Below are 18894 nucleotides of genomic sequence, written 5' to 3'. Positions count from 1 at the left end.
CCTTTAAAGTGCCTAACTAGTAGTTGAGGTTGAGCTCAAAGCTGGTGATTTGCTGCTGATAGGAGTGCCATTCATCCCACTTGGCACGCAAGAAATACTCGAAGACATGCTCGCCTAGGACTTCCGCCATAAACTCCGACTTTTCAAACTCACGCAGGGCCTGGTCCAAGCTGACGGGCAGGTCGCGGTAGCCCATAGCGCGGCGCTCGCGGCGAGTGAGCTGATGGACATCGTCCTCTGCTGGCTCGCCCAACTCGTAGCCTTCCTTGATACCGCGCAGGCCTGCTGCCAGCAAGACGGCATAACCCAAGTATGGGTTCATCGCAGAATCCAGCGAACGGATCTCCACGCGGCGCGACTCCGCCTTGCCCAGACGGTAGGTAGGCACGCGGACGAGCGCGGAACGATTCGAAACGCCCCAGGTTGCTGAGCCCGGCGCCTCGTTGCCGAACATCAGGCGCTTATAGGAATTGGTCCATTGGTTGGTCACAGCAGTCAACTCAACGGAGTGCTCCAAAATGCCCGCAATGAACTGCTTGGCGGTTTGGGACAAGGAAAATTCATCGTCGGGATCGTGGAAAGCATTGTGCTCCCCTTCAAACAGGCTCAAGTGAGTGTGCATGCCAGAACCTGGCAAGTACTCAAAAGGCTTCGGCATGAACGTGGCCTGGACTTTTTGGTCAGCAGCCACCTGTTTTATGACGTGGCGGAAGGTCATGATGTTATCGGCCATGGTCATCACGTCGGCATGGCGCAGATCGATTTCCTGCTGGCCCGGCGCGGTCTCATGGTGGCTAAATTCTGTGGCAATACTCAAGGCCTCTAGCGCCGACATGGAGCGACGGCGGAAGCTCGGCGCGCGGTCATGGGTGGCTTGGTCGAAGTAACCGCCATTGTCCGTCGCGATGAGATTTGTATTATCCGGCGATTGCTCCAGCAGGTAGAACTCGATTTCTGGTGCAGCCATGCAGGTAAAGCCCTCGTTGGCGCTTTCGGTGACCTGGCGGCGCAGGATATGGCGCGGATCCACCATGGAAGGCTGGCCGTCTGGTTGGGCAATATCGCAGAACATGCGCGCCGAAGCAATCTCCGGCTCATCTTGGTCGAAAGGCATGATCTGAAAGGTCGAAGGATCCGGCAGGGCGAGAGTATCCGACTCAGAGATGCGGGAAAAGCCTTCGATAGATGAACCGTCGAAACCCACGCCCTCCTCAAATGCCGATTCCAGCTCGGAGGGGCTCATGACAACGGACTTGAGTGCGCCCAAGATGTCGGTGAACCACAGGCGGATGAAGCGAATATCGCGTTCTTCGACTGTGCGGAGGACGAATTCATGTTGGCTGTTCATGCTCTAAACCTTACCTGCGATACACGCGTACATTGCGCACTCTATTAGACACTACTTTGGGCGGCGTTTAACCATTTCAGCAAAGTATCTCGGGGGCAAAAGGTGGGGGCGATGCGTGGAAGTGATGTCTGGGCGGCGTGCTTTGCTGAACACACATTCGAACACAACCGAAAGGAAGACCATGTACCAAGACACTGACCACTCCCACCGCGCTCTCCACAACGAAGCTCTCATCAACGCTGTCTGGGCCGCCGAGAAAGGCTGGGCACCGGCCGATATCGTCCACGTTCTAGGTCCTAAAGTCCATCCCCTGCTCTATCGCGCCGCACCACGCGTCCCGGCGCGCATTTCTTCACCGGTACTGCGCAAGCAATGGCTGCAAATAGCGCCACCGCCTTCGGGCTCGCTGATTCTCCCGGAGGAAACACTTCGCAAGCTAAGCCTGGAGCTGTTACGACTTCCTATGCTGCGTGATACTGAGCTTTTGATCGCGGCCGCCAAGGACCGCCAAGCGGATACTGATCCGAAGCGAGCAAAGATGTGCGAGAAGATAAACAACCTCCTACGGAAAGCGGAATCCACTCCCTTTGAGAATGAAGCGGATGCGCTCATTGCCAATGCGCAGTCCTTGCAACAGCGCTACCGCGTGGAAGATGTGCTTGCTGAGCACGCTCCAGATTTCCTTGCTCGGCGCGTGCATATCCACGCCCCGTATGTAAAGCACCAAGCGAGTTTGCTGGGCGTTGTGGCCTATCACAATGGTTGCGCTTCAATCCTCGCGCACGAAAAGGGCATCGCCTGCGTTGTTGGCACGGCGGAAGATTCCGCGCATGTGGCCCAGCTCTTCGATTCCTTGAGCCGCCAATGCGACTGGTACATGCGCTCCGGCGACGGCGCAGCCCAGGCGCGCAGCCGCGGCGAGACCGCCGCCTACCGCCGTAGTTTCTGGTTGTCCTATGCCGCCCGCATATCGGAGTTGCTCGATGAAGCTAACTTCACCGGAATGTCTGAAGCAGCAGATGCCCGTACGGCAGAAACCGGCAATGAAGCCGATGGCCGCAGCCTTGCCCGGCAGGCAATCCCGGCGCTGTATGAGCGCCAAGTTGGTTCCGAGGAAGCCCGCAACCGCTTGTTCCCTCACCTTTCCGCAATGACGCTTTCTGCCAGTAGTTGGGCCGGAGTACACGATGGTGCGAGTGCGGCTGAAAAATCGCATCTTGCAGGCGATTCCATAGACTCAAGCAGCCAGCGGCAGATCGCCAGTTAACGTCTGGAAAGCCTGCCCCATTAACCTACGCTGACGGGTAGGCTTTCGTTTAGTAACTCTTCTTTCCTTAAATACGTATTGATTAAAGGTGTGTGCATGTCTACGAAGACTTTCCTCGAAGTCGAAGCAAAGTTCGCAGTCGCTGAATCCATCCAATTGCCTGAGCTCACCCGGCTCGCTGGCGTGGACCACATCGCTGAAACCCACCACCACGCACTTTCTGCCATCTACTACGACACCGAAGACCTGCGTCTGACCCATGCAAAGATCACGTTGCGTCGTCGTACGGGCGGAAATGATGATGGCTGGCACATTAAGATTCCGGGCAGCCAAGGCCGAACGGAGATTCATGCCGAGCTCGGCGAGCCAGTAGATGGCCGTTACGAGGTCCCAGCAGAGCTTCTCCACGAGGTTCGCTCCGTTATCCGCAATCACCCGCTTGCCCCCATCGCCCAGGTTGATAACAACCGTACTGAGATGGTTCTTGCTAACGCCGAGGGAAAACCGGTTGCTGAATTCTGCGATGACCACGTCACCGCTTTCTCCTTCCTGCAAGGAGGCGGGCAGCATACCTGGCGTGAGTGGGAAGTGGAGCTCGCCGGCGACCTACCAGGCACCAATGAAGGAAGCCGCTTCATCCGCGAAGCCACATCCCTCCTCATCGGCGCCGGCGCACGCGTTTCCTCCTCCCCGTCCAAGCTGAAGTCCGCTTTAGGCGATTCCATCCGCAACGCTCCCCTTCCTCCAGCACTGCAGACTTCGAGCGTGGAACCGGATTCCGCTGCCGCCGCGGTGGTCAGCGCACTGAAGGCGAACCGTGACAAGCTTGTCGACTACGACCCCCGCGTCCGTCGCAACGAATGGGATTCTGTCCACCAGATGCGCGTGGCTACCCGCGAGCTGCGCAGCCACATTCAAACCTTCCACGGCATTGTCGTTGGCCCGGAAATCGAGCGCATCGAATCTGAGCTAAAGCTTCTCGCCGGCATCCTAGGCGTAGCACGCGACGCTGAGGTTGTTGAAGAACGCTGGCAGAGCTTGCTTGCCTCCGAAGATTCCGACACATTGGACGAGGCAACGCGCGAGCACATCTCACGCGACATGGGCACCGCATACCGCCGCGCTCACCGCCACGTGGTTGCCGCGCTCGATTCGGAGCGCTACTTGGAGCTGCTGGATTCGCTTGATGAGCTACTAGCCAACCCACCAGTAGCACAGGACTCCGAGGAAGCGCCTGCAGATGATGCCGAAGAGACCGAAGACGCCGCAGTAGTTTCCACCGTTACCCCAGCCGCAGAAGCCGCGGACGCTGCTGAGGCCTCGGTTTCGGAAGAGACCGCCCAAGAAGCGGAGGCTACGGACACCGCGCCGAAGAAAAAGAAGGACGCTGCCGCCAAGAAGCAGGAAGCTCCGTCCATGGACCAGGTCATGGCGATGCACCTCAACGAGGCGTACAAGAAGCTGGTCAAGCGTCATGAGAAGGCAATCAAGAACTGGGATAACCCAGAACTATCGCTGCACGAGCGTGAGGATTACTTCCACGACATGCGCAAGGCCGCTAAGAAGCTGCGTTATGCAGCAGAGGCTGCCGGTTCTGCGACGAACCTAAAGACCAAGGGCCTGTACAAGGCTTGCAAGCAGATGCAGTCGGTCTTGGGTGATTTCCAGGACTCCGTCACTTCCCGTGACAAGCTCCTAGAGCTGGCCAACACCGCTCGCCGCCGCGGTGAAGACACTTTTGGTTACGGTCTGCTTTACCAGCGTGAACGCAATATTGGCCTCGATGCACTCGACGATTATGCCGAATCCTTCAAGGCCATCAAGTCCGCGTTCAAGCCGCTGAGCAAGAAGCTCAAGAAATAAGATCGAGTCTTAAGCGTCATCTTCCGCGTCGTAAGCATCAGCGGCTTCGTTGCGAGCCTTCGCAATCTCGATAGCGTGCTCTGCTTCCTCGCGGGTGGCGTACGGGCCCATGCGGTTATCCCAACCGCTTTCAGCGCCCTGGGTTACCTTGCCGGTGGCGGTGTCGTAGTACCACTGCTCGTCTGGGTTGCTCATAAAAGGCTCCTTTTCTTAACTAGCCCTTCTGCTGTTACTGTCCGCACCCCATGTTGCGGGTAGCGGTGGCCGGCGGCCACACTAGGGCGTTTAAGGGGTGCCACCACTTTACAGGCACATCCCAATAGGCGTCTGGCGCGTAAACGCTAGACTATGAAAGTCCAAAGTCCCCAAGCAGCACCAAGGAGTTCCTCGCACCATGCCGATGTGGTCCACGCCTTCTTCCCCCGCAGCGGAGCGAATCCACGCTGCCCACCTCGAACTAGTAGGCACGGAACCGGCACACTGCGCTAGTGCGCCCGCGACTTTCTCGCTCATTGGCGATCACATTGACCACTTTGGTGGCGTCGCCATAATGGGCTTGGCGCAGATGCGTGTTGCCGCAGCGGTTAGCCCACGTACCGACGGCACCATTGCGGTTCACCTTGTTCCGCACGAGGGCGAGACCATCAACGACGCCATCAGTTTCACCGAACTGGCATCCCGTGCCGCAGAGCAGCTGCCGTCAATAGATTCTGAGGGCCAGCCCATCATCCCGTCGGCTCCGGTCGGTGGCTTCGCAGCCCGTTGGGGCGGCATCGCACACACCATGATTAACCGCCAGCTGCTTTCTCGTGAAACCGCCGGCATGGACATTACGGTGGTTAGCGATATTCCTTTCGCAGCCGGTCTTGGTGCGCTTGCCGCGGGAGATGTCGCTGTAGCGTTAGCGTTGCTCGGCGATGCCGAAGAGCTTCACTCCGCTCCCCTGCGCGCACGCATCGCCGATGTCTGCTCCCAGTCGGTCGGCACCTTCGGCGAATACCCCGCCCTGCGTGCCCGCCACACTGCCGCGCTCCGAGGCGTGGGCGAGACAGTAACAATCGTGGACTACGCGGATGGCTCCGTCACCCAGGCGCCCCACCCAGTTACCCGCGAGATTGCTGCGTTTGCTGTTACCGTCCCCGGCGATTTCGATGCCACACCAGGCATCGCCGCGATTCGCCAGCGTGAGCGTTTCATCGATGATGCCTGCCATGCTTTCGGCGCTGAGTCGTTGCGGCTTTTGCCCGACGCATCCCAGCGCGTGCTGGATTGGCTGAAGGCAGTTCACAAGGTACATGGCTCGGCCAACCAGCCCACCTTGGCCGAAGCCGCCGAGTGGTTGGTGTTCTATTCGGAAGAAACCGAGCGCGCCCAAGAGCTCGCCCGCGCCCTGCGTTCGCGCCGCGGCACCGATCTCTTCCCGCTGCTTAACCAGTCGCAGCAAGCACTAACCACGGTTTATGGCCTGCACTCCGCGGAAAAGATTGCCGAGCTAGCCACGGTGCGCGGCGCACGCTCTGCGCGTTCAGCACACGCTGGTACTTCCCAGTCCGTCATCGCTTTCGTGCCTGCGGCCAAGGCCGATAACTTCGCAGCGGACCTCGCCGAGGACGGACTGCTGGTGGTTCCACTGCTCGACGGCGAGCAAGCTAATACCTTCTAGCCACAGCAGCGAACTAACCACAACTAGTCAGCAGGCCACGCAAAAAGCACGTCGCGCTCTGCCACGTCAGCTTTGACCAGAGAGAAGTTAGACTCACTGCCCGTATCTGGGTGCCCGACAGCCTCCGCAAATACCGGAGGTTGCGTCACAAAGATGCGGGCTTTCTCACGCGTTGGCCCACCCTGGACCACGATCGCTTCAAAGTTCGTTCCCACCCATGGCTCGAGAACGGTTGCCTCTGTCAGGTTCAGACAGGCTTTATCCACTTGGGAGGCCAGCTGCGAGGTCGTGGCCATCGTGCGAGTTAAGTCCCCGGCGCGCGAACTAATCCATTCCGGCACAGATTCGCCGTGTGCGAGCGCGAGGCAAACCTCCGTGGCGAATCGATCCGCCAACCGCCGCAGCGGCGCAGTCACATGCGCGTAGTAGCCGCCGATGCCCGCGTGTACCTCCGCGGGCGATTCCTCCAGCCACACGTAGCCGGCACCGCGCAGCAGGCGCTGCGCTTCCCGCATTGCGGCCATGCCCCGCGGCGAATCCGCATCGAGTGTTTGCAGGAACTGAGTAATCGAGGCGTCGTCAAGCGAATAGCCCAAGGCCGCAACCTCAGTGCGGAACTCCTCCTCAGCTTCCGCCGTGGCCGCAGGCAGCGTGCGCAGCAACCCCACGCCGTGCTTTTCCATCAGCTGCCCCGCGCACATCCCGGTCAGCAGAGAAATCTCCGAGTTATAGTCCATGACCTCGTACCGCGGCTCAATGACCAGTTCATAGCGGTGTTGGCAATCTTCCTCGAATTCCTCGACACTCTGGGAAGGAAGCCGCAGATTAATCGCCTCCCGGCGCAGCGAGGAAGCCTGCCGCAGCTTTCCTACTTGCGGCAACAAAGCAATCGAGGAATGCATGCTGCCCGCTGCCAGATCCGCGTGCACGCCTTCATAATCCAGCCGCGCCCTCGAGCGCACCAATGCTCGCGCCAAAGTAAAGTCCAGAACCTCGCCCGCCCCATCGAGGTCGATGGTCCACAACACGGCTGGGCGATCCACGCCCTCCAGCAAGGAGGCCTTGTCCTCCGACAACACCGCGGGATGCAAACGCGCTGGTTCATCGGGCAGATAGATGGTCTGCCCGCGGCGGAAGGTCTCCTCCTCCAGGGCGCTGCCGGGCTCGATAAAAGCCGCGACGTCGGCAATAGCGTAATACACCCGGTAGCCCTCCACGCGCGCCTCAATGCACACGGCTTGGTCCAAGTCTTTGGAGCCCAATGGGTCGATGGTAACCAGCGGGATTTCACGCGCATCGCGGCGCGAGGTGACGAAACGATCCTGCGCGGCCGCGGCCGCCGCACACAGTTCCTCACTAAAATCGGTGGGCACACCGAATTCAGCGGCGACGGAGCGGAAATCTAATGGGGCGGCATAGAGCTTCATGCCGCCCCATTGTTCCAGAAAAATGGGCGAATGAGTCGGCCTATAAGCCGGATTCTGTCTTCCCACACGCATCAAGCGTGCGGCGGTGAACATCCATCTAGACCAACCGTTGCCAGTTGGTTCAAGCAGCTACCTTCAGGCTAAAGCGAGCAGCCTTCGAACGCCTGATCAAGCCCGCAAAAATGCCGACCATGATGCCTTGCTCCCAGTGGGGTTTACCCAGCCACCGCCATCACTGACGGTGCTGGTGAGCTCTTAACTCACCGTTTCACCCTTACCTCACGGATCTTCGTACGACGAGGCGTAGCGAAGTCGTTCGGCGGTCTACTTTCTGTTGCACTTGCCCGCGGGTCGCCCCGGGTTGCCGTTAGCAACCACTGTGCTCTGTGGAGTCCGGACTTTCCTCGTCCCCCGCCTTACCCCTCATGGAGGTTGGTTCGGAAAGGACGCGTTCACCCGGTCGGCTCATTCGCGCGTTACAGTCTAGCCCAGTGACTGCAAATGGCCCACATCGTTGAAACCGCGCAGCATCGAGCCGCCGTCCCAGAATTCCGCAATGCTTATCGACGCCAAGTCCAAAAAGAGGCGATTAAAAGTCACCGGACCTGCGTCCAAGCTCTGCCTGATAAAGGACTTGATCGGATTGACATGCGAGACCACCACGACGGTCTTGCCCGCATACTTTTCCTGCAACTCCTGGCGGGTCTTGCGCACGCGGCGGTGAACCTGCTGCAAGGACTCGCCGCCGGGGCAGGCCACGGAGGCATCCTCTAACCACTGGCCGTGCAGCTCGCCATCGGCAGCGTGAGCCTCGGCGAAGGTCTTGCCTTCCCACAGCCCAAAGTCGACCTCGATTAAGCCCTCTACGGTTTCCACCTCAAGAGCATCTTTATCAGCTCCGGCCGGGCGCACGCTGCGCGCAATCGCCTGTGCGGTCTGCTGGCAGCGCTTGAGCGGTGAGCAGACGATGGCATCGACTGGCGTATCGGCCAGCGCCTGGGCAGCTGCGAGTGCCTGCTTGCGGCCGAACTCGGTCAGCTCTGGATCGGCATGGCCTGAGTACTGCTTGGCCACCGACATCGCGGTTTGTCCGTGGCGAACCAGGATGAAACGCGTGACCGGGCCTTGCTCGGCCATCCAATCGCTGGGCTGGCTCGCAGCGGCCGGCTCTCCCAGTTCCACACTGGCGGTCTCCTGCACCGCAGGAGCCTGATCCGCCTGCTCAGTATCGCCGACAAAACCCACCGGCTCGCCCGCGGCGGCGGCATCCATCGCCACGTTCGACAACGCATCCGCGACCTTGTTCTTGGCACGCGGCACCCAGCTCAGGTTGAACGTGCCGATTTGGTCGATGAGTTTGCGTGCCTCCAACGCTAGGGCCTGCATGTCTGGGTGCTTGATCTTCCAGCGCCCGTTCATCTGCTCGACCACGAGCTTAGAGTCCATGAAGAAATCAACTTCGTCGGCGCCTAGCTCCACCGCGGCCTCGAGCCCACGCAGCAAGCCGTGGTACTCGGCCACGTTATTGGTGGACTTCGTACCTACTACATATGCGATTTCGCGCAGCAGCTGCTGGCGGTCGGCGGAATAGACAGCGGTGCCGGAACCCGCGATTCCCGGGTTGCCGCGGGAACCGCCATCGGCATAAATAACCAGCTTCATTAGGCCGGGCGCACCAGGTAGGAGCCGCAATCGCCGCACTGCGGCAGGACCTCGGCGGGGGCGTTACGCACCGCATTCTGCTCTGCCGGCGGCAGCACGATGAAGCAGCCACCACATGCGCGACCCTTGAAGGCCGCCGCACCGACACCGTTTTCGTGGCGCACGGAATCGTAGCTTTCCAGGACGTCGGCAGGCAGCTGCTCGCGCAGCTCCGCAATGCGGACTACCGGATCCGGGCGGTTATCCACTGCTTCCTGCGCCGCCTCCGCAGCACGCGCAAGCTTTTCCAACTTGCGCTGGGACTCATCCACACGCGCACCGTGCACGTCGCGGTTCGAGCGCAGCGCATGAATCTCGTTGTGAGCTTCCTGCAGCTCGCTCATCAAATCCGCGATGCGAGACTTTGCCGCATACAAGTCATGCTCCAAGTCTTTACGACGCTCCGGGTCAACCTCGGCGCCCAACTGAGCCTTATCGTCGCGCTCGCGCTGGCGCAGCTTGCGCTCATCGGCCTGGATACGCAGGATTTCCATCTCCATGTCGTCAACGGCGAGCTGGGCGGAACCGGCGGCGTCGACAAGCCGCTTGTGCTCAAGCTGCGCCTTTTCGTACTCCTGCTGCTCCGGAATGGTCTTTTCTCCCGTAACACCCTGGGAACGCTCGAGGTTGGCAAGTTCCAGCAGGACAGACTGCAGTTGCTTCGACAGTTTCATTTAGTTCTCCTTATGGCAGGTCTTCCCGAGGCGATTATTTTCCGTGGACGGACAATGTCCACGGGTCGGTGCGCAGCTCGATGATTTCAGTATCCACCTTGTAAGCCTTTTCCACGATATCGCGCGCCTGCGTAGTCCATGGAAATTCGCTGGCCCAGTGGGCAGTATCAACCACGGCAGGTCCGCCTGCACGCAGGTGCTCGTCCACGGGGTGGTGGCGCAGATCCGAGGTCACATACACATCCACGCCCAGCTCACGAGCGGCATCCAGGAAGGAATCACCGGAGCCACTCGAGACCGCCACGCGCTTGACGACGCCATCTGGGTCACCCGCCGCGCGAATTCCCCAGGCCGTCTCCGGAAGCGCGTTTGCGACCTGCTGCGTAAATTCGCGCAGAGTCATTGGCTCGGGCAGCTCGCCGATGCGCCCGAGGCCGAGGCTGGTCTCGCTGACCTCGGCGTCGGAAAGCGCGTGCGGGATAATCGGGCGTCCCGGCTCGATGCCCACCAGCTCAGCGAGCTTATCGTTAACGCCAGGGCGGGCCTTATCCGCATTAGTGTGTGCTGCGAACAAGGCGACGCCGCCCTTGAGCAAGGTATGGATGACCTTGCCCTTTGGCGTATCCGCTGCCACGGAAGTCACCCCGCGCAGGAGCAAAGGGTGGTGCACAACTAGCATCTGCGCGCCCATCTCCACTGCCTTTTCTGCAACCTGCTGGGTGCAGTCGAGGGCGAAGGCCACCTTTCCCACCTCGTCTTCCGGATCACCGCAGATAAGGCCCACGGCATCCCACTTTTCGGCCAGGTGCGGCGGGTAGGCTTCCTCGAGGACGCGGCGGATATCGCCAACGGTTGTCTGCGCCATGACTTAAGGCTCCTTAATGCATTATTCGCTATGTTTTCGCTCTCTGCGCGCTGCTGCACTATCCTAGCTTTCGTTCAGAAATCGCTCTATTTGCTTATAAGAGGTCTAAACCCCCATGACTTCTGAGGACAACCCCTCCGCATTGCACCTCGTGTTCGTCTGCACGGGCAATATTTGCCGCTCCCCCATGGCGGAAATCATCGTTCGCGATGCCATGGAGACCGACATGCTAGATCTCGTCGCCCGTACCTCTTCCTGCGGATTGGGCGGCTGGCATGTGGGCCAGGGCGCGGACCCGCGCGCCATCGCGGAGCTGCGCAGCGGCGGCCACGACGGCGCAACCCACCGCGCGGCGAAACTCGGCCCTGAGCACATGGATGCGGATCTTTTTATCGCGATGGATTCCGGCCACCGCGACGCCCTCATCGAGCGAGGTATCGACCCGGAGCGCGTTCGTTTGATGCGCAGCTTCGACCCGAATGCCGAGGAGCTCGACGTGGAGGATCCTTACTACGGCACGGAGGAGGACTTCGCGCGAACGCGCAAGGAAATCGAAGCAGCCGTGCCTGGCCTGCTGGATTGGATTCGCGAGCAGCGGGTCTAGGATAAGGGCATGTTAAAGACGTTCCTCAAGCCGGGATGGGTTCTGCTGCTCATCTTCGTGGTGACCTTTTCCTACTTTGCTTTCACGGTGCTAGCGCCCTGGCAGCTGGGCAAAGATGACCAAATTGTGGAACGCAATCATCTCATCGCCCAGGCTTATGAGGCGGACCCACGCCCGCTTTCTGAGGTCGTTGATTCTGAGGGTGCCATCGCAGATGATGAATGGTCCCGCGCTACCCTCCACGGACGCTACTTGGCTGATGAGGAAGTGCTACTGCGCCTGCGTCCGGTTTCTTCGGGTGCGGTATACCAGTCATTGGTACCCTTCCGCACGGACTCTGGCCTGACCATGCTGGTCAACCGCGGCTGGATTGCCGCTGGTGAGGGAAACACCGTGCCCTCGATTCCTAAGGCTCCTGCCGGAGAGACCACAATTGTCGGAATGATTCGCGCGGACGAGCCGAAGCACTCCTCTGCGCCGATTGATCAAGAAGGCTACGAGCAGGTCTACTCAATTCACACCGAAGAGGTAGCCTCGCTTACCGATACAAAGTTGGGCCACGACTACATCCAGCTCTCGCCTGAGCAACCCGGTGAGCTGACCGCCTTGGAGGTCCCGCAGCTCGACCGCGGTAACCACTTGTCTTATGGCTACCAGTGGATTGCCTTCGGCATCATGGCGCCGCTGGGCTTGGGCTACTTCGTGTGGTCCGAAATCCGCGAACGCCGCCGGGCCCTCGAGGAAGAAGCGGCATTACGGGCTGCCACCAGCGCAGAGGGCGCTTCTGCCCCCACTGCAGGCCCTGGCTCTGCTGCAGACTCTGCCCCCACTGCAAGCCCTTCCACGGATTCCGTAAAGGAAACCACGGAGCCCGCGGCCGCCGCGGAATCCACCCCGCGTGCAGACACGACGCCTTCGCGTCGCAGCCGTTCCCGCTACGGCGACTCCAAGCCGGATTTTTATGAAAAGATCCGCGAACGCGGCCAGGAACGCTTCTAAGCCGCCGACCTCACCATTTACGGCGGCTTAGCGCCCTTTGCATCCAAATGGTGAGGTCGCCCCGCAACTCTTGTTCCTCAAAGCAACCAGTGTGACGTGAGTAGCCTGGATATACCCATCCCTCCTCACCATTTGCGGGCTTCCGCCCAGACAGCCGCTCCGCCCAAGCCGTCGCCCCACTGCGCGAGCGCGGCTACACGCAGGTCTACTCCCTGCGCGGCGGCATCAACGCATGGCTAGAGCAGAATACCGCGTAGGCAGCCCATATTAAGGAAACTGAAGACAGTCCACGGCGTGTGTACCTCTGTGTGTATTTAGCGTGCCTGAATCACCAGGTTTCTGGCCGCTATTTACATATATCGGTACATGAAACCACGCCTGGCAATGCGAAGGGCGTTTGAAGGAAACAAAAAGTCTCGAGACACCATCCAAAGGAACGATGTCTCGAGACTTCACAATGGTGCGGCCTGAGGGGATCGAACCCCCGACCTACTGGGTGTAAACCAGTTGCTCTTCCAGCTGAGCTAAAGCCGCATTGCGTTAACGCTTGCATAAGATTAGCCCACACAAGCGTTAGCTAACAAATCGCCTGGTAAAAGTTATTTCTTGGTATATCCGCGAGCAACCAAACAAGAACCTTGCCACTCGCCTAGGCGCTCCGCTTTAGTCTGCACCAAGCCTGCGAGCTGAGCGGACTCGGAGATGTCACCCGGCGCGAGGTTGCCCGGCTTGCCTGCCCCTGGGGTCATAAGCCAGATCCGGCCAGAGTCCCCTAGCGGGCGGGTTGCATCGACAAGACCATCGACGAGGTCGCCGTCTTCGGCGCGCCACCAAAGAAGCACGACGTCGCAAAGCTCGTCGGTTTCTTCATCGAGGAAATCCTCTCCAAGGACATCCTCAATAGATTCGGAGATGCTGGAATCGCAATCCTCGTCCCACCCGAGTTCAAGGGCAATCTGCCCCTCGGTGATTCCGAGCTTGCTGGCCGCATCAGCCACTGCTTTATTCCTTCCATTTTCTGGCATGAGCAAGATCATAACGCCTTACACAGTAGTTTTCGCGATTACACAGGAGATTTACTGCACACAGAAGTTTTGCAAAGTTAGCAAATAGCACCTTTCACCGGCCACATATGACTATTAACCCCCTTCACACACACAGATGATCAGGGTACGCGTATCCTGGGATGCAAACTGTGTAAAACCAATCTAGGAGGTTTAAATGGCCGACCAGGACGCCGTAAAGGATGAGTCCAACTTCCCGATCGTCCGCGACGGAGTTGCTTCTTACCTGCACGACAGCGATCCCGAGGAAACCCGCGAGTGGATGGAATCCCTCGACGGCCTGCTGGATCACGCCGATCCAGAACGCGCCCGCTTCCTCATGCTCCGCCTGCTCGAGCGTGCGACCGCCAAGCGCGTTCCGATGCCCGCCCTGACCTCCACTGACTTCGTCAACACCATCCCGACCAACATGGAGCCGGAGTTCCCAGGTGACGAAGAGCTGGAGAAGCGCTACCGCCGCTGGATCCGTTGGAACGCAGCAATCATGGTGCACCGCGCGCAGCGCCCAGGCATCGGCGTCGGCGGCCACATTTCCACCTACGCGGGCGCGGCCCCGCTTTACGAGGTCGGCCTGAACCACTTCTTCAAAGGCAAGGACGATCCTTCCGGCGGTGACCAGATCTTCTTCCAGGGTCACGCTTCCCCGGGCATGTACGCCCGCGCGTTCATGGAAGGCCGCCTCAGCGAAGAAGACCTCGACGGATTCCGCCAGGAAGTTTCCCGCGGCGAAGGCAAGGGTCTGCCTTCCTACCCGCACCCGCGTCTGATGCCTGACTTCTGGGAGTTCCCAACCGTTTCCATGGGCATCGGCCCGATGAACGCTATCTACCAGGCACGCTTTAACAAGTACCTGGAGACCCGCGGCATCAAGGACACCTCCGATCAGCACGTCTGGGCCTTCCTGGGTGACGGTGAGATGGACGAGCCAGAGTCCCGCGGCCTCCTGCAGACCGCCGCGCTCTACGAGCTCGATAACCTCACCTTCGTCATCAACTGCAACCTGCAGCGTCTCGACGGCCCGGTCCGCGGCAATACCCAGATCATCCAGGAGCTAGAGTCCTTCTTCCGCGGCGCTGGCTGGAACGTCATCAAGGTCATCTGGGGCCGCGGTTGGGACAAGCTTCTCGACGCCGATAAAGAAGGCGCCCTGGTCAACATCATGAACACCACCTCGGATGGTGACTACCAGACCTTCAAGGCAAACGACGGCGCGTATGTCCGCGAGCACTTCTTCGGCCGCGACGAGCGCACCCTCAAGCTGGTTGAGGATCTTTCCGATGACGAGGTCTGGGCCCTGCGCCGCGGTGGCCACGACTACCGCAAGATCTACGCTGCTTACGCGAAGGCACTGTCCAACAAGGGCACTGGCAAGCCGACCGTCATCCTGGCCCACACCATTAAGGGCTACGGCCTGGGCCACAACTTCGAGGGCCGCAACGCAACCCACCAGATGAAGAAGCTGACTCTGGAGGATCTGAAGCTCTTCCGCGACAAGCAGGAAATCCCGATCTCCGACGAAGTTCTCGAGCAGGATCCTTACGCACCGCCGTACTACCACCCAGGCGAGGACGCACCGGAAATCAAGTACATGCTGGAGCGTCGTAAAGAACTCGGCGGCTTCTTGCCGGAGCGCCGTGACAAGTTCACCCCGCTGGTCACTCCGGGCATCGAGAAGCTGCGCTCCGTGCGTAAGGGCTCGGGCAAGCAGAACGTTGCTACCACCATGGCGCTTGTGCGTACCTTCAAGGAGCTCATGCGTGATAAGGAGCTGGGCAAGCGCATCGTTCCGATCATCCCGGACGAGGCTCGTACCTTCGGTATGGACTCCTGGTTCCCAACCATGAAGATCTGGAATCCACGCGGCCAGAACTACGTGCCAGTGGACAACGAGCTCATGCTCTCCTACCGCGAGGCTACCGACGGCCAGATCATGCACGAGGGCATTTCCGAGGCAGGCGCTACTGCGTCCTTCACCGCGGCTGCAACCTCGTACGCCACCCATGGTGAGGCCATGATCCCGCTGTACATCTTCTACTCGATGTTCGGTTTCCAGCGCACCGGCGACTCTTTCTGGGCAGCCGGCGACCAGCTGGGCCGCGGCTTCATCATCGGCGCTACCGCAGGCCGCACCACCCTGACCGGTGAGGGTCTGCAGCACATGGATGGTCACTCCCCGGTTCTGGCTTCCACCAACCCGGCTGTTATTTCCTACGACCCAGCATTCGGCTACGAGGTGGCTCACCTGATCCACCGCGGCATCAACCGCATGTACGGCGAAGACTCCGAGGCAGTCATGTACTACCTGACCGTGTACAACGAGCCGGTCTCCCAGCCAGCTGAGCCGGAGGACCTCGACATCGAGGGCCTGCACAAGGGCATCTACCACTACAACACCGCTGAGTCCGGCTCCATCCCGGCCAACATCCTGGCTTCCGGTGTGGGCGTGCACGAGGCGCTGCGCGCACAGGACATCCTGGCCAAGGACTACGACGTCAAGGCTTCCCTGTTCTCTGTCACCTCCTGGGTTGAGCTGGCTCGCGACGGCGCGCGCCGCAACAAGGAGGCGCTGCAGAAGGGCGTCGAGCCGACCGAGGCATTCGCCACCACGCAGCTCAAGGGCTTTGATGGTCCGTTCGTTGGTGTTTCTGACTTCACCACCGACCTGCAGGAGCAGATTCGCCCTTACGTTCCGGGCACCTACATCGCTCTGGGCGCAGACGGCTTCGGCTTCTCCGACACCCGCGAGGGCGCTCGTCGCTTCTTCAACATCGATGCCGAGTCCATCGTCGTGGCAGTCCTCGAGGGCTTGGCACGCGAGGGCAAGGTGGAGCGTTCCGTCGTCGAGGAAGCAGCGAAGAAGCTGAAGCTCGATGACCCGACCGCCACCGAGTCCACCTCCTCTGACGAGGAGTAATAACTCGCTCTAGGACGGTTTAGGCCGCTCCTCGGTTGCCCTCCTAGCAGGGCGCCAAGGGGCGGTCTTCTCGTTTTGCGTTGCGGCCGGGGCACAGAAGGGCGCAGGCTTGTCGTACAACGAACTCGCTGGCCGACCGGCCAACTGGTCCCATTGGTTGGGTCCCCTACTAAGGGTAGTTTTACGAGTAACCGGTTCCGGGCAGAAGCCGCTAGTGGTCCCTTTACCCCACAAACGGACCAAACGAATGGGACCAAACGAATGGGACCAAACCTACGGGGGTTCTGGGAAACAAGCGGAGGCGCGCGGTGGTCGGTAGAGGGCCGGCAAAGGGCCGGCGGCCGCGGCAACGCTAGTCCACCAACGGAACCAAGAGTCGGCCAAGCGCCTCCGAGATGGCCTCGGGCTCCTCGAGGATGACCATGTGGCCTGCGCCGTCCACCTCAGTCAGCCGGGCGGCCGGCCAGTGTTCCAAGATGACGTCCGACTGGCTGCGCGGGGTTACGATGTCGGCTGAACCCACGATGACCTCGCCTCGCAGGCGGGCCAGACGGTCGGCGGCAGCATACTCAGAGTGGTCGAGAAGGTCGTCAAAGAAGCCCGTGTAACTGGACAGCGGCGTGTCCATCAGCATGGCCACGTGGAACTGCAGCTTCTCCATCTGCGGAAAACCCGCCAGCAAAGCAGCAAACAGCGGCGCAACCCACTGCGCGACCTCAAAGCGGATGCGGTCCATCCGCCTCGGCAGCCGCATGCACGCGTTATACAAACTGCCCAGCGCCTTCGACTCGAGAATCTGCGCCACACCCTTCGCCGCAAAGCGGCGCATCGACGTCGCAATTAACAGCGCCGAGTCAACGCGCTGGTACACCTCGTCCGGCGCGCGGCGAATCACATTGAGCGCCACCATTCCGCCCAAAGAGTGCCCCACGACCACGAGCTTGCCACGGGAGGCGCGCTTGGAAAGGACAGCGAGGACGTCGTCAGCCGCGGCGTCCACCGTGCACTGCGCGGGGGTGACTTCGGGGGAAAGGCCGTGGCCGCGGATGTCGACAAGCAGGCAGCGTGCCTCCGGGAAATGCCGGCGCATGTAGTCCACCTGACTGTAGTAGGCCTCCGCGGACAGGCAGTAGCCGTGGATGAACACCACAGTGATGTCCGAGTCCTGCGGGCCGACCTCGTACCACGCGATGTCCAGGCCATCGTTGCGCACGGTGCCCAAGGAATCGATTCCAGTCAGCCCAGGCTCGTCCGTGTGATTGTGCAAGGACTCGTACATGAGGTGCTGTTCGTTGCGACGCGTCGGCCGCAAACGGCGCGCCCAACTGTGCGCAATCGTCTTTGCTCGAGCCCTATAAATCATGACCTTCCCATAATAGCCGCACCTACCTATATGACCCTATTAGACTAGGACGCATGGCAAACGACCTTTCCGCGCAACTGCAAGCTCGCTTCAACCAAGCCCCTGAAAAGGAGGATAAGCGCCAAGACACTTTCGGCGCGGTGGCTGAGCTCATCAAGAAAGTCACTGGCAGCGCGGAGGGCGTAGAGCGTGAGGCCGCCCTCGAGGACTTGGGCGTGGATTCGCTCGAGCGCATCGAGCTGGCTGTGCGCGCCGAGGAACGCTTCAAGGTGCGCTTTGACGAGGCCGCAATGAAAGACATCCACACCGTCGGCCAACTTACCGAATACCTAGATAAGCACATGGAGGTTTAGCTTTGATTTCTTACCTATCCGATATGGACGGCGTCCTCATCAAAGAGGGCGAGATGGTGCCCGGCGCTGATAAGTTCATCCAGGCGCTCTATGACAATGACATCGAGTTCATGGTGCTGACGAATAACTCGATGTCCACTCCGCGAGATTTGTCCGCGCGCCTGCACAACACGGGCCTGAAGATTCCGGCCGAGCGCATCTGGACTTCCGCCACCGCCACCGCAGCATTTTTGACCACCCAGACGGGCGAGGGCAAGGCTTATGTGGTGGGCGAATCCGGCTTGACGACGGCCCTCCATGAAGCAGGTTGGGTACTCACCGACAACGACCCAGACTTCGTGGTCCTGGGCGAAACGCGCACCTACTCCTTCGAGGCTATTACCACCGCCATTAATCTCATCCGCAGCGGCGCGCGCTTTATTGCCACCAACCCTGATGTCACGGGCCCGGCGCCGCAGGGCGTGTTGCCGGCAACGGGTGCGGTCGCGGCACTGATTACCGCGGCAACCAACCGCGAGCCTTATTACGTGGGCAAGCCAAACCCGGTCATGATGCGCTCGGCGCTCAATAACATAGGCGCGCATTCCGAGAACACGGTCATGATTGGTGACCGCATGGACACCGATGTGAAGTCCGGCTTGGAGGCCGGCCTGCGGACCATCTTGGTGCGCACTGGCATTAGCGACGATCGCGAAATCCAGCGCTATCCATTCCGCCCGAACCAGGTGCTGGATTCGGTGGCAGATTTGGCTGATCGCGTCACTAGCCCCTTCCCCGAGGACTAGTTCT

General features: G+C 60.3%; 16 protein-coding genes, 1 tRNA gene and 1 other RNA gene. 8 read left to right on the top strand and 10 right to left on the bottom strand.

Going from position 1 to position 18894, the window contains the following annotated elements; all coding sequences use genetic code 11:
• Window positions 1-16: 16 nt before the first annotated feature.
• Window positions 17-1348, bottom strand: coding sequence for a glutamine synthetase family protein (locus tag WM42_RS10780; RefSeq protein ID WP_062038115.1), 1332 nt, complete (start codon window positions 1346-1348; stop codon window positions 17-19).
• A gap of 181 nt (window positions 1349-1529) precedes the next feature.
• On the opposite strand from WM42_RS10780, the gene WM42_RS10775 reads away from it, so the two are divergent.
• Entirely contained in the window at window positions 1530-2615 is a 1086-nt protein-coding gene (locus tag WM42_RS10775) for a DUF2786 domain-containing protein (RefSeq protein WP_062038112.1), read from the top strand.
• 96 nt (window positions 2616-2711) lie between these two features.
• Entirely contained in the window at window positions 2712-4478 is a 1767-nt protein-coding gene (locus WM42_RS10770; protein WP_062038109.1) for a CYTH and CHAD domain-containing protein, read from the top strand.
• A gap of 9 nt (window positions 4479-4487) precedes the next feature.
• On the opposite strand, the gene WM42_RS10765 is transcribed toward WM42_RS10770, so the two are convergent.
• On the bottom strand, window positions 4488-4673 hold the full coding sequence (locus tag WM42_RS10765) for a hypothetical protein (RefSeq protein ID WP_061923761.1): 186 nt from the start codon (window positions 4671-4673) through the stop codon (window positions 4488-4490).
• Window positions 4674-4872: 199 nt separating this feature from the next.
• Here WM42_RS10765 and WM42_RS10760 point away from each other — a divergent pair, with 199 nt between their 5' ends.
• On the top strand, window positions 4873-6141 hold the full coding sequence (locus WM42_RS10760; protein WP_062038106.1) for a galactokinase family protein: 1269 nt from the start codon (window positions 4873-4875) through the stop codon (window positions 6139-6141).
• A gap of 23 nt (window positions 6142-6164) precedes the next feature.
• On the opposite strand, the gene WM42_RS10755 is transcribed toward WM42_RS10760, so the two are convergent.
• From WM42_RS10755 to WM42_RS10735, 5 genes are all read right to left on the bottom strand, one after another.
• Window positions 6165-7568: a ribonuclease catalytic domain-containing protein gene (locus WM42_RS10755; protein ID WP_062038103.1), complete on the bottom strand. Its 1404-nt coding sequence runs from the start codon at window positions 7566-7568 to the stop codon at window positions 6165-6167.
• Window positions 7569-7595: 27 nt separating this feature from the next.
• An RNA gene (gene rnpB / locus WM42_RS10750) (RNase P RNA component class A) lies at window positions 7596-8036 on the bottom strand.
• 15 nt (window positions 8037-8051) lie between these two features.
• Window positions 8052-9230, bottom strand: coding sequence for a bifunctional RNase H/acid phosphatase (locus WM42_RS10745; RefSeq protein ID WP_062038100.1), 1179 nt, complete (start codon window positions 9228-9230; stop codon window positions 8052-8054).
• On the bottom strand, window positions 9230-9943 hold the full coding sequence (locus WM42_RS10740; protein ID WP_062038097.1) for a zinc ribbon domain-containing protein: 714 nt from the start codon (window positions 9941-9943) through the stop codon (window positions 9230-9232). The genes WM42_RS10745 and WM42_RS10740 overlap by 1 nt, the downstream gene beginning before the upstream one ends.
• A 34-nt stretch (window positions 9944-9977) precedes the next feature.
• Complete coding sequence (locus WM42_RS10735) at window positions 9978-10808, bottom strand: Nif3-like dinuclear metal center hexameric protein (protein WP_062038094.1); 831 nt, start codon at window positions 10806-10808, stop codon at window positions 9978-9980.
• Window positions 10809-10923: 115 nt separating this feature from the next.
• Here WM42_RS10735 and WM42_RS10730 point away from each other — a divergent pair, with 115 nt between their 5' ends.
• Both WM42_RS10730 and WM42_RS10725 read left to right on the top strand, forming a co-directional pair.
• Complete coding sequence (locus tag WM42_RS10730; protein WP_062038091.1) at window positions 10924-11412, top strand: low molecular weight protein-tyrosine-phosphatase; 489 nt, start codon at window positions 10924-10926, stop codon at window positions 11410-11412.
• A 9-nt stretch (window positions 11413-11421) separates the two neighbouring features.
• On the top strand, window positions 11422-12411 hold the full coding sequence (locus WM42_RS10725) for an SURF1 family cytochrome oxidase biogenesis protein (RefSeq protein ID WP_062038088.1): 990 nt from the start codon (window positions 11422-11424) through the stop codon (window positions 12409-12411).
• Window positions 12412-12869: 458 nt separating this feature from the next.
• On the opposite strand, the gene WM42_RS10720 is transcribed toward WM42_RS10725, so the two are convergent.
• Both WM42_RS10720 and WM42_RS10715 read right to left on the bottom strand, forming a co-directional pair.
• Window positions 12870-12945, bottom strand: a tRNA-Val gene (locus WM42_RS10720).
• A gap of 65 nt (window positions 12946-13010) precedes the next feature.
• On the bottom strand, window positions 13011-13448 hold the full coding sequence (locus WM42_RS10715) for a DUF3052 domain-containing protein (RefSeq protein WP_070497700.1): 438 nt from the start codon (window positions 13446-13448) through the stop codon (window positions 13011-13013).
• A 184-nt stretch (window positions 13449-13632) separates the two neighbouring features.
• Here WM42_RS10715 and aceE point away from each other — a divergent pair, with 184 nt between their 5' ends.
• Window positions 13633-16389, top strand: a complete 2757-nt coding sequence (aceE, locus tag WM42_RS10710; RefSeq protein ID WP_061923784.1) for a pyruvate dehydrogenase (acetyl-transferring), homodimeric type — start codon at window positions 13633-13635, stop codon at window positions 16387-16389.
• A gap of 352 nt (window positions 16390-16741) precedes the next feature.
• Here the strand turns inward: aceE and WM42_RS10705 are convergent, their stop codons facing one another.
• The gene (locus WM42_RS10705; protein ID WP_061923786.1) at window positions 16742-17752 is read right to left on the bottom strand and encodes an alpha/beta fold hydrolase; all 1011 of its coding nucleotides are present in this window, start codon (window positions 17750-17752) and stop codon (window positions 16742-16744) included.
• Window positions 17753-17805: 53 nt separating this feature from the next.
• Here WM42_RS10705 and WM42_RS10700 point away from each other — a divergent pair, with 53 nt between their 5' ends.
• Complete coding sequence (locus WM42_RS10700) at window positions 17806-18105, top strand: acyl carrier protein (protein ID WP_061923789.1); 300 nt, start codon at window positions 17806-17808, stop codon at window positions 18103-18105.
• A 2-nt stretch (window positions 18106-18107) separates the two neighbouring features.
• Window positions 18108-18890: an HAD-IIA family hydrolase gene (locus tag WM42_RS10695; protein WP_061923793.1), complete on the top strand. Its 783-nt coding sequence runs from the start codon at window positions 18108-18110 to the stop codon at window positions 18888-18890.
• Window positions 18891-18894: the final 4 nt, after the last annotated feature.

Origin of the sequence: Corynebacterium simulans (assembly GCF_001586215.1) — a bacterium.
GTDB classification, from domain to species: Bacteria; Actinomycetota; Actinomycetes; order Mycobacteriales; family Mycobacteriaceae; genus Corynebacterium; species Corynebacterium simulans.
The sequence above is the reverse complement of the archived record's forward strand: the minus strand, read 5'-3'. Positions and strand labels throughout refer to the sequence as shown.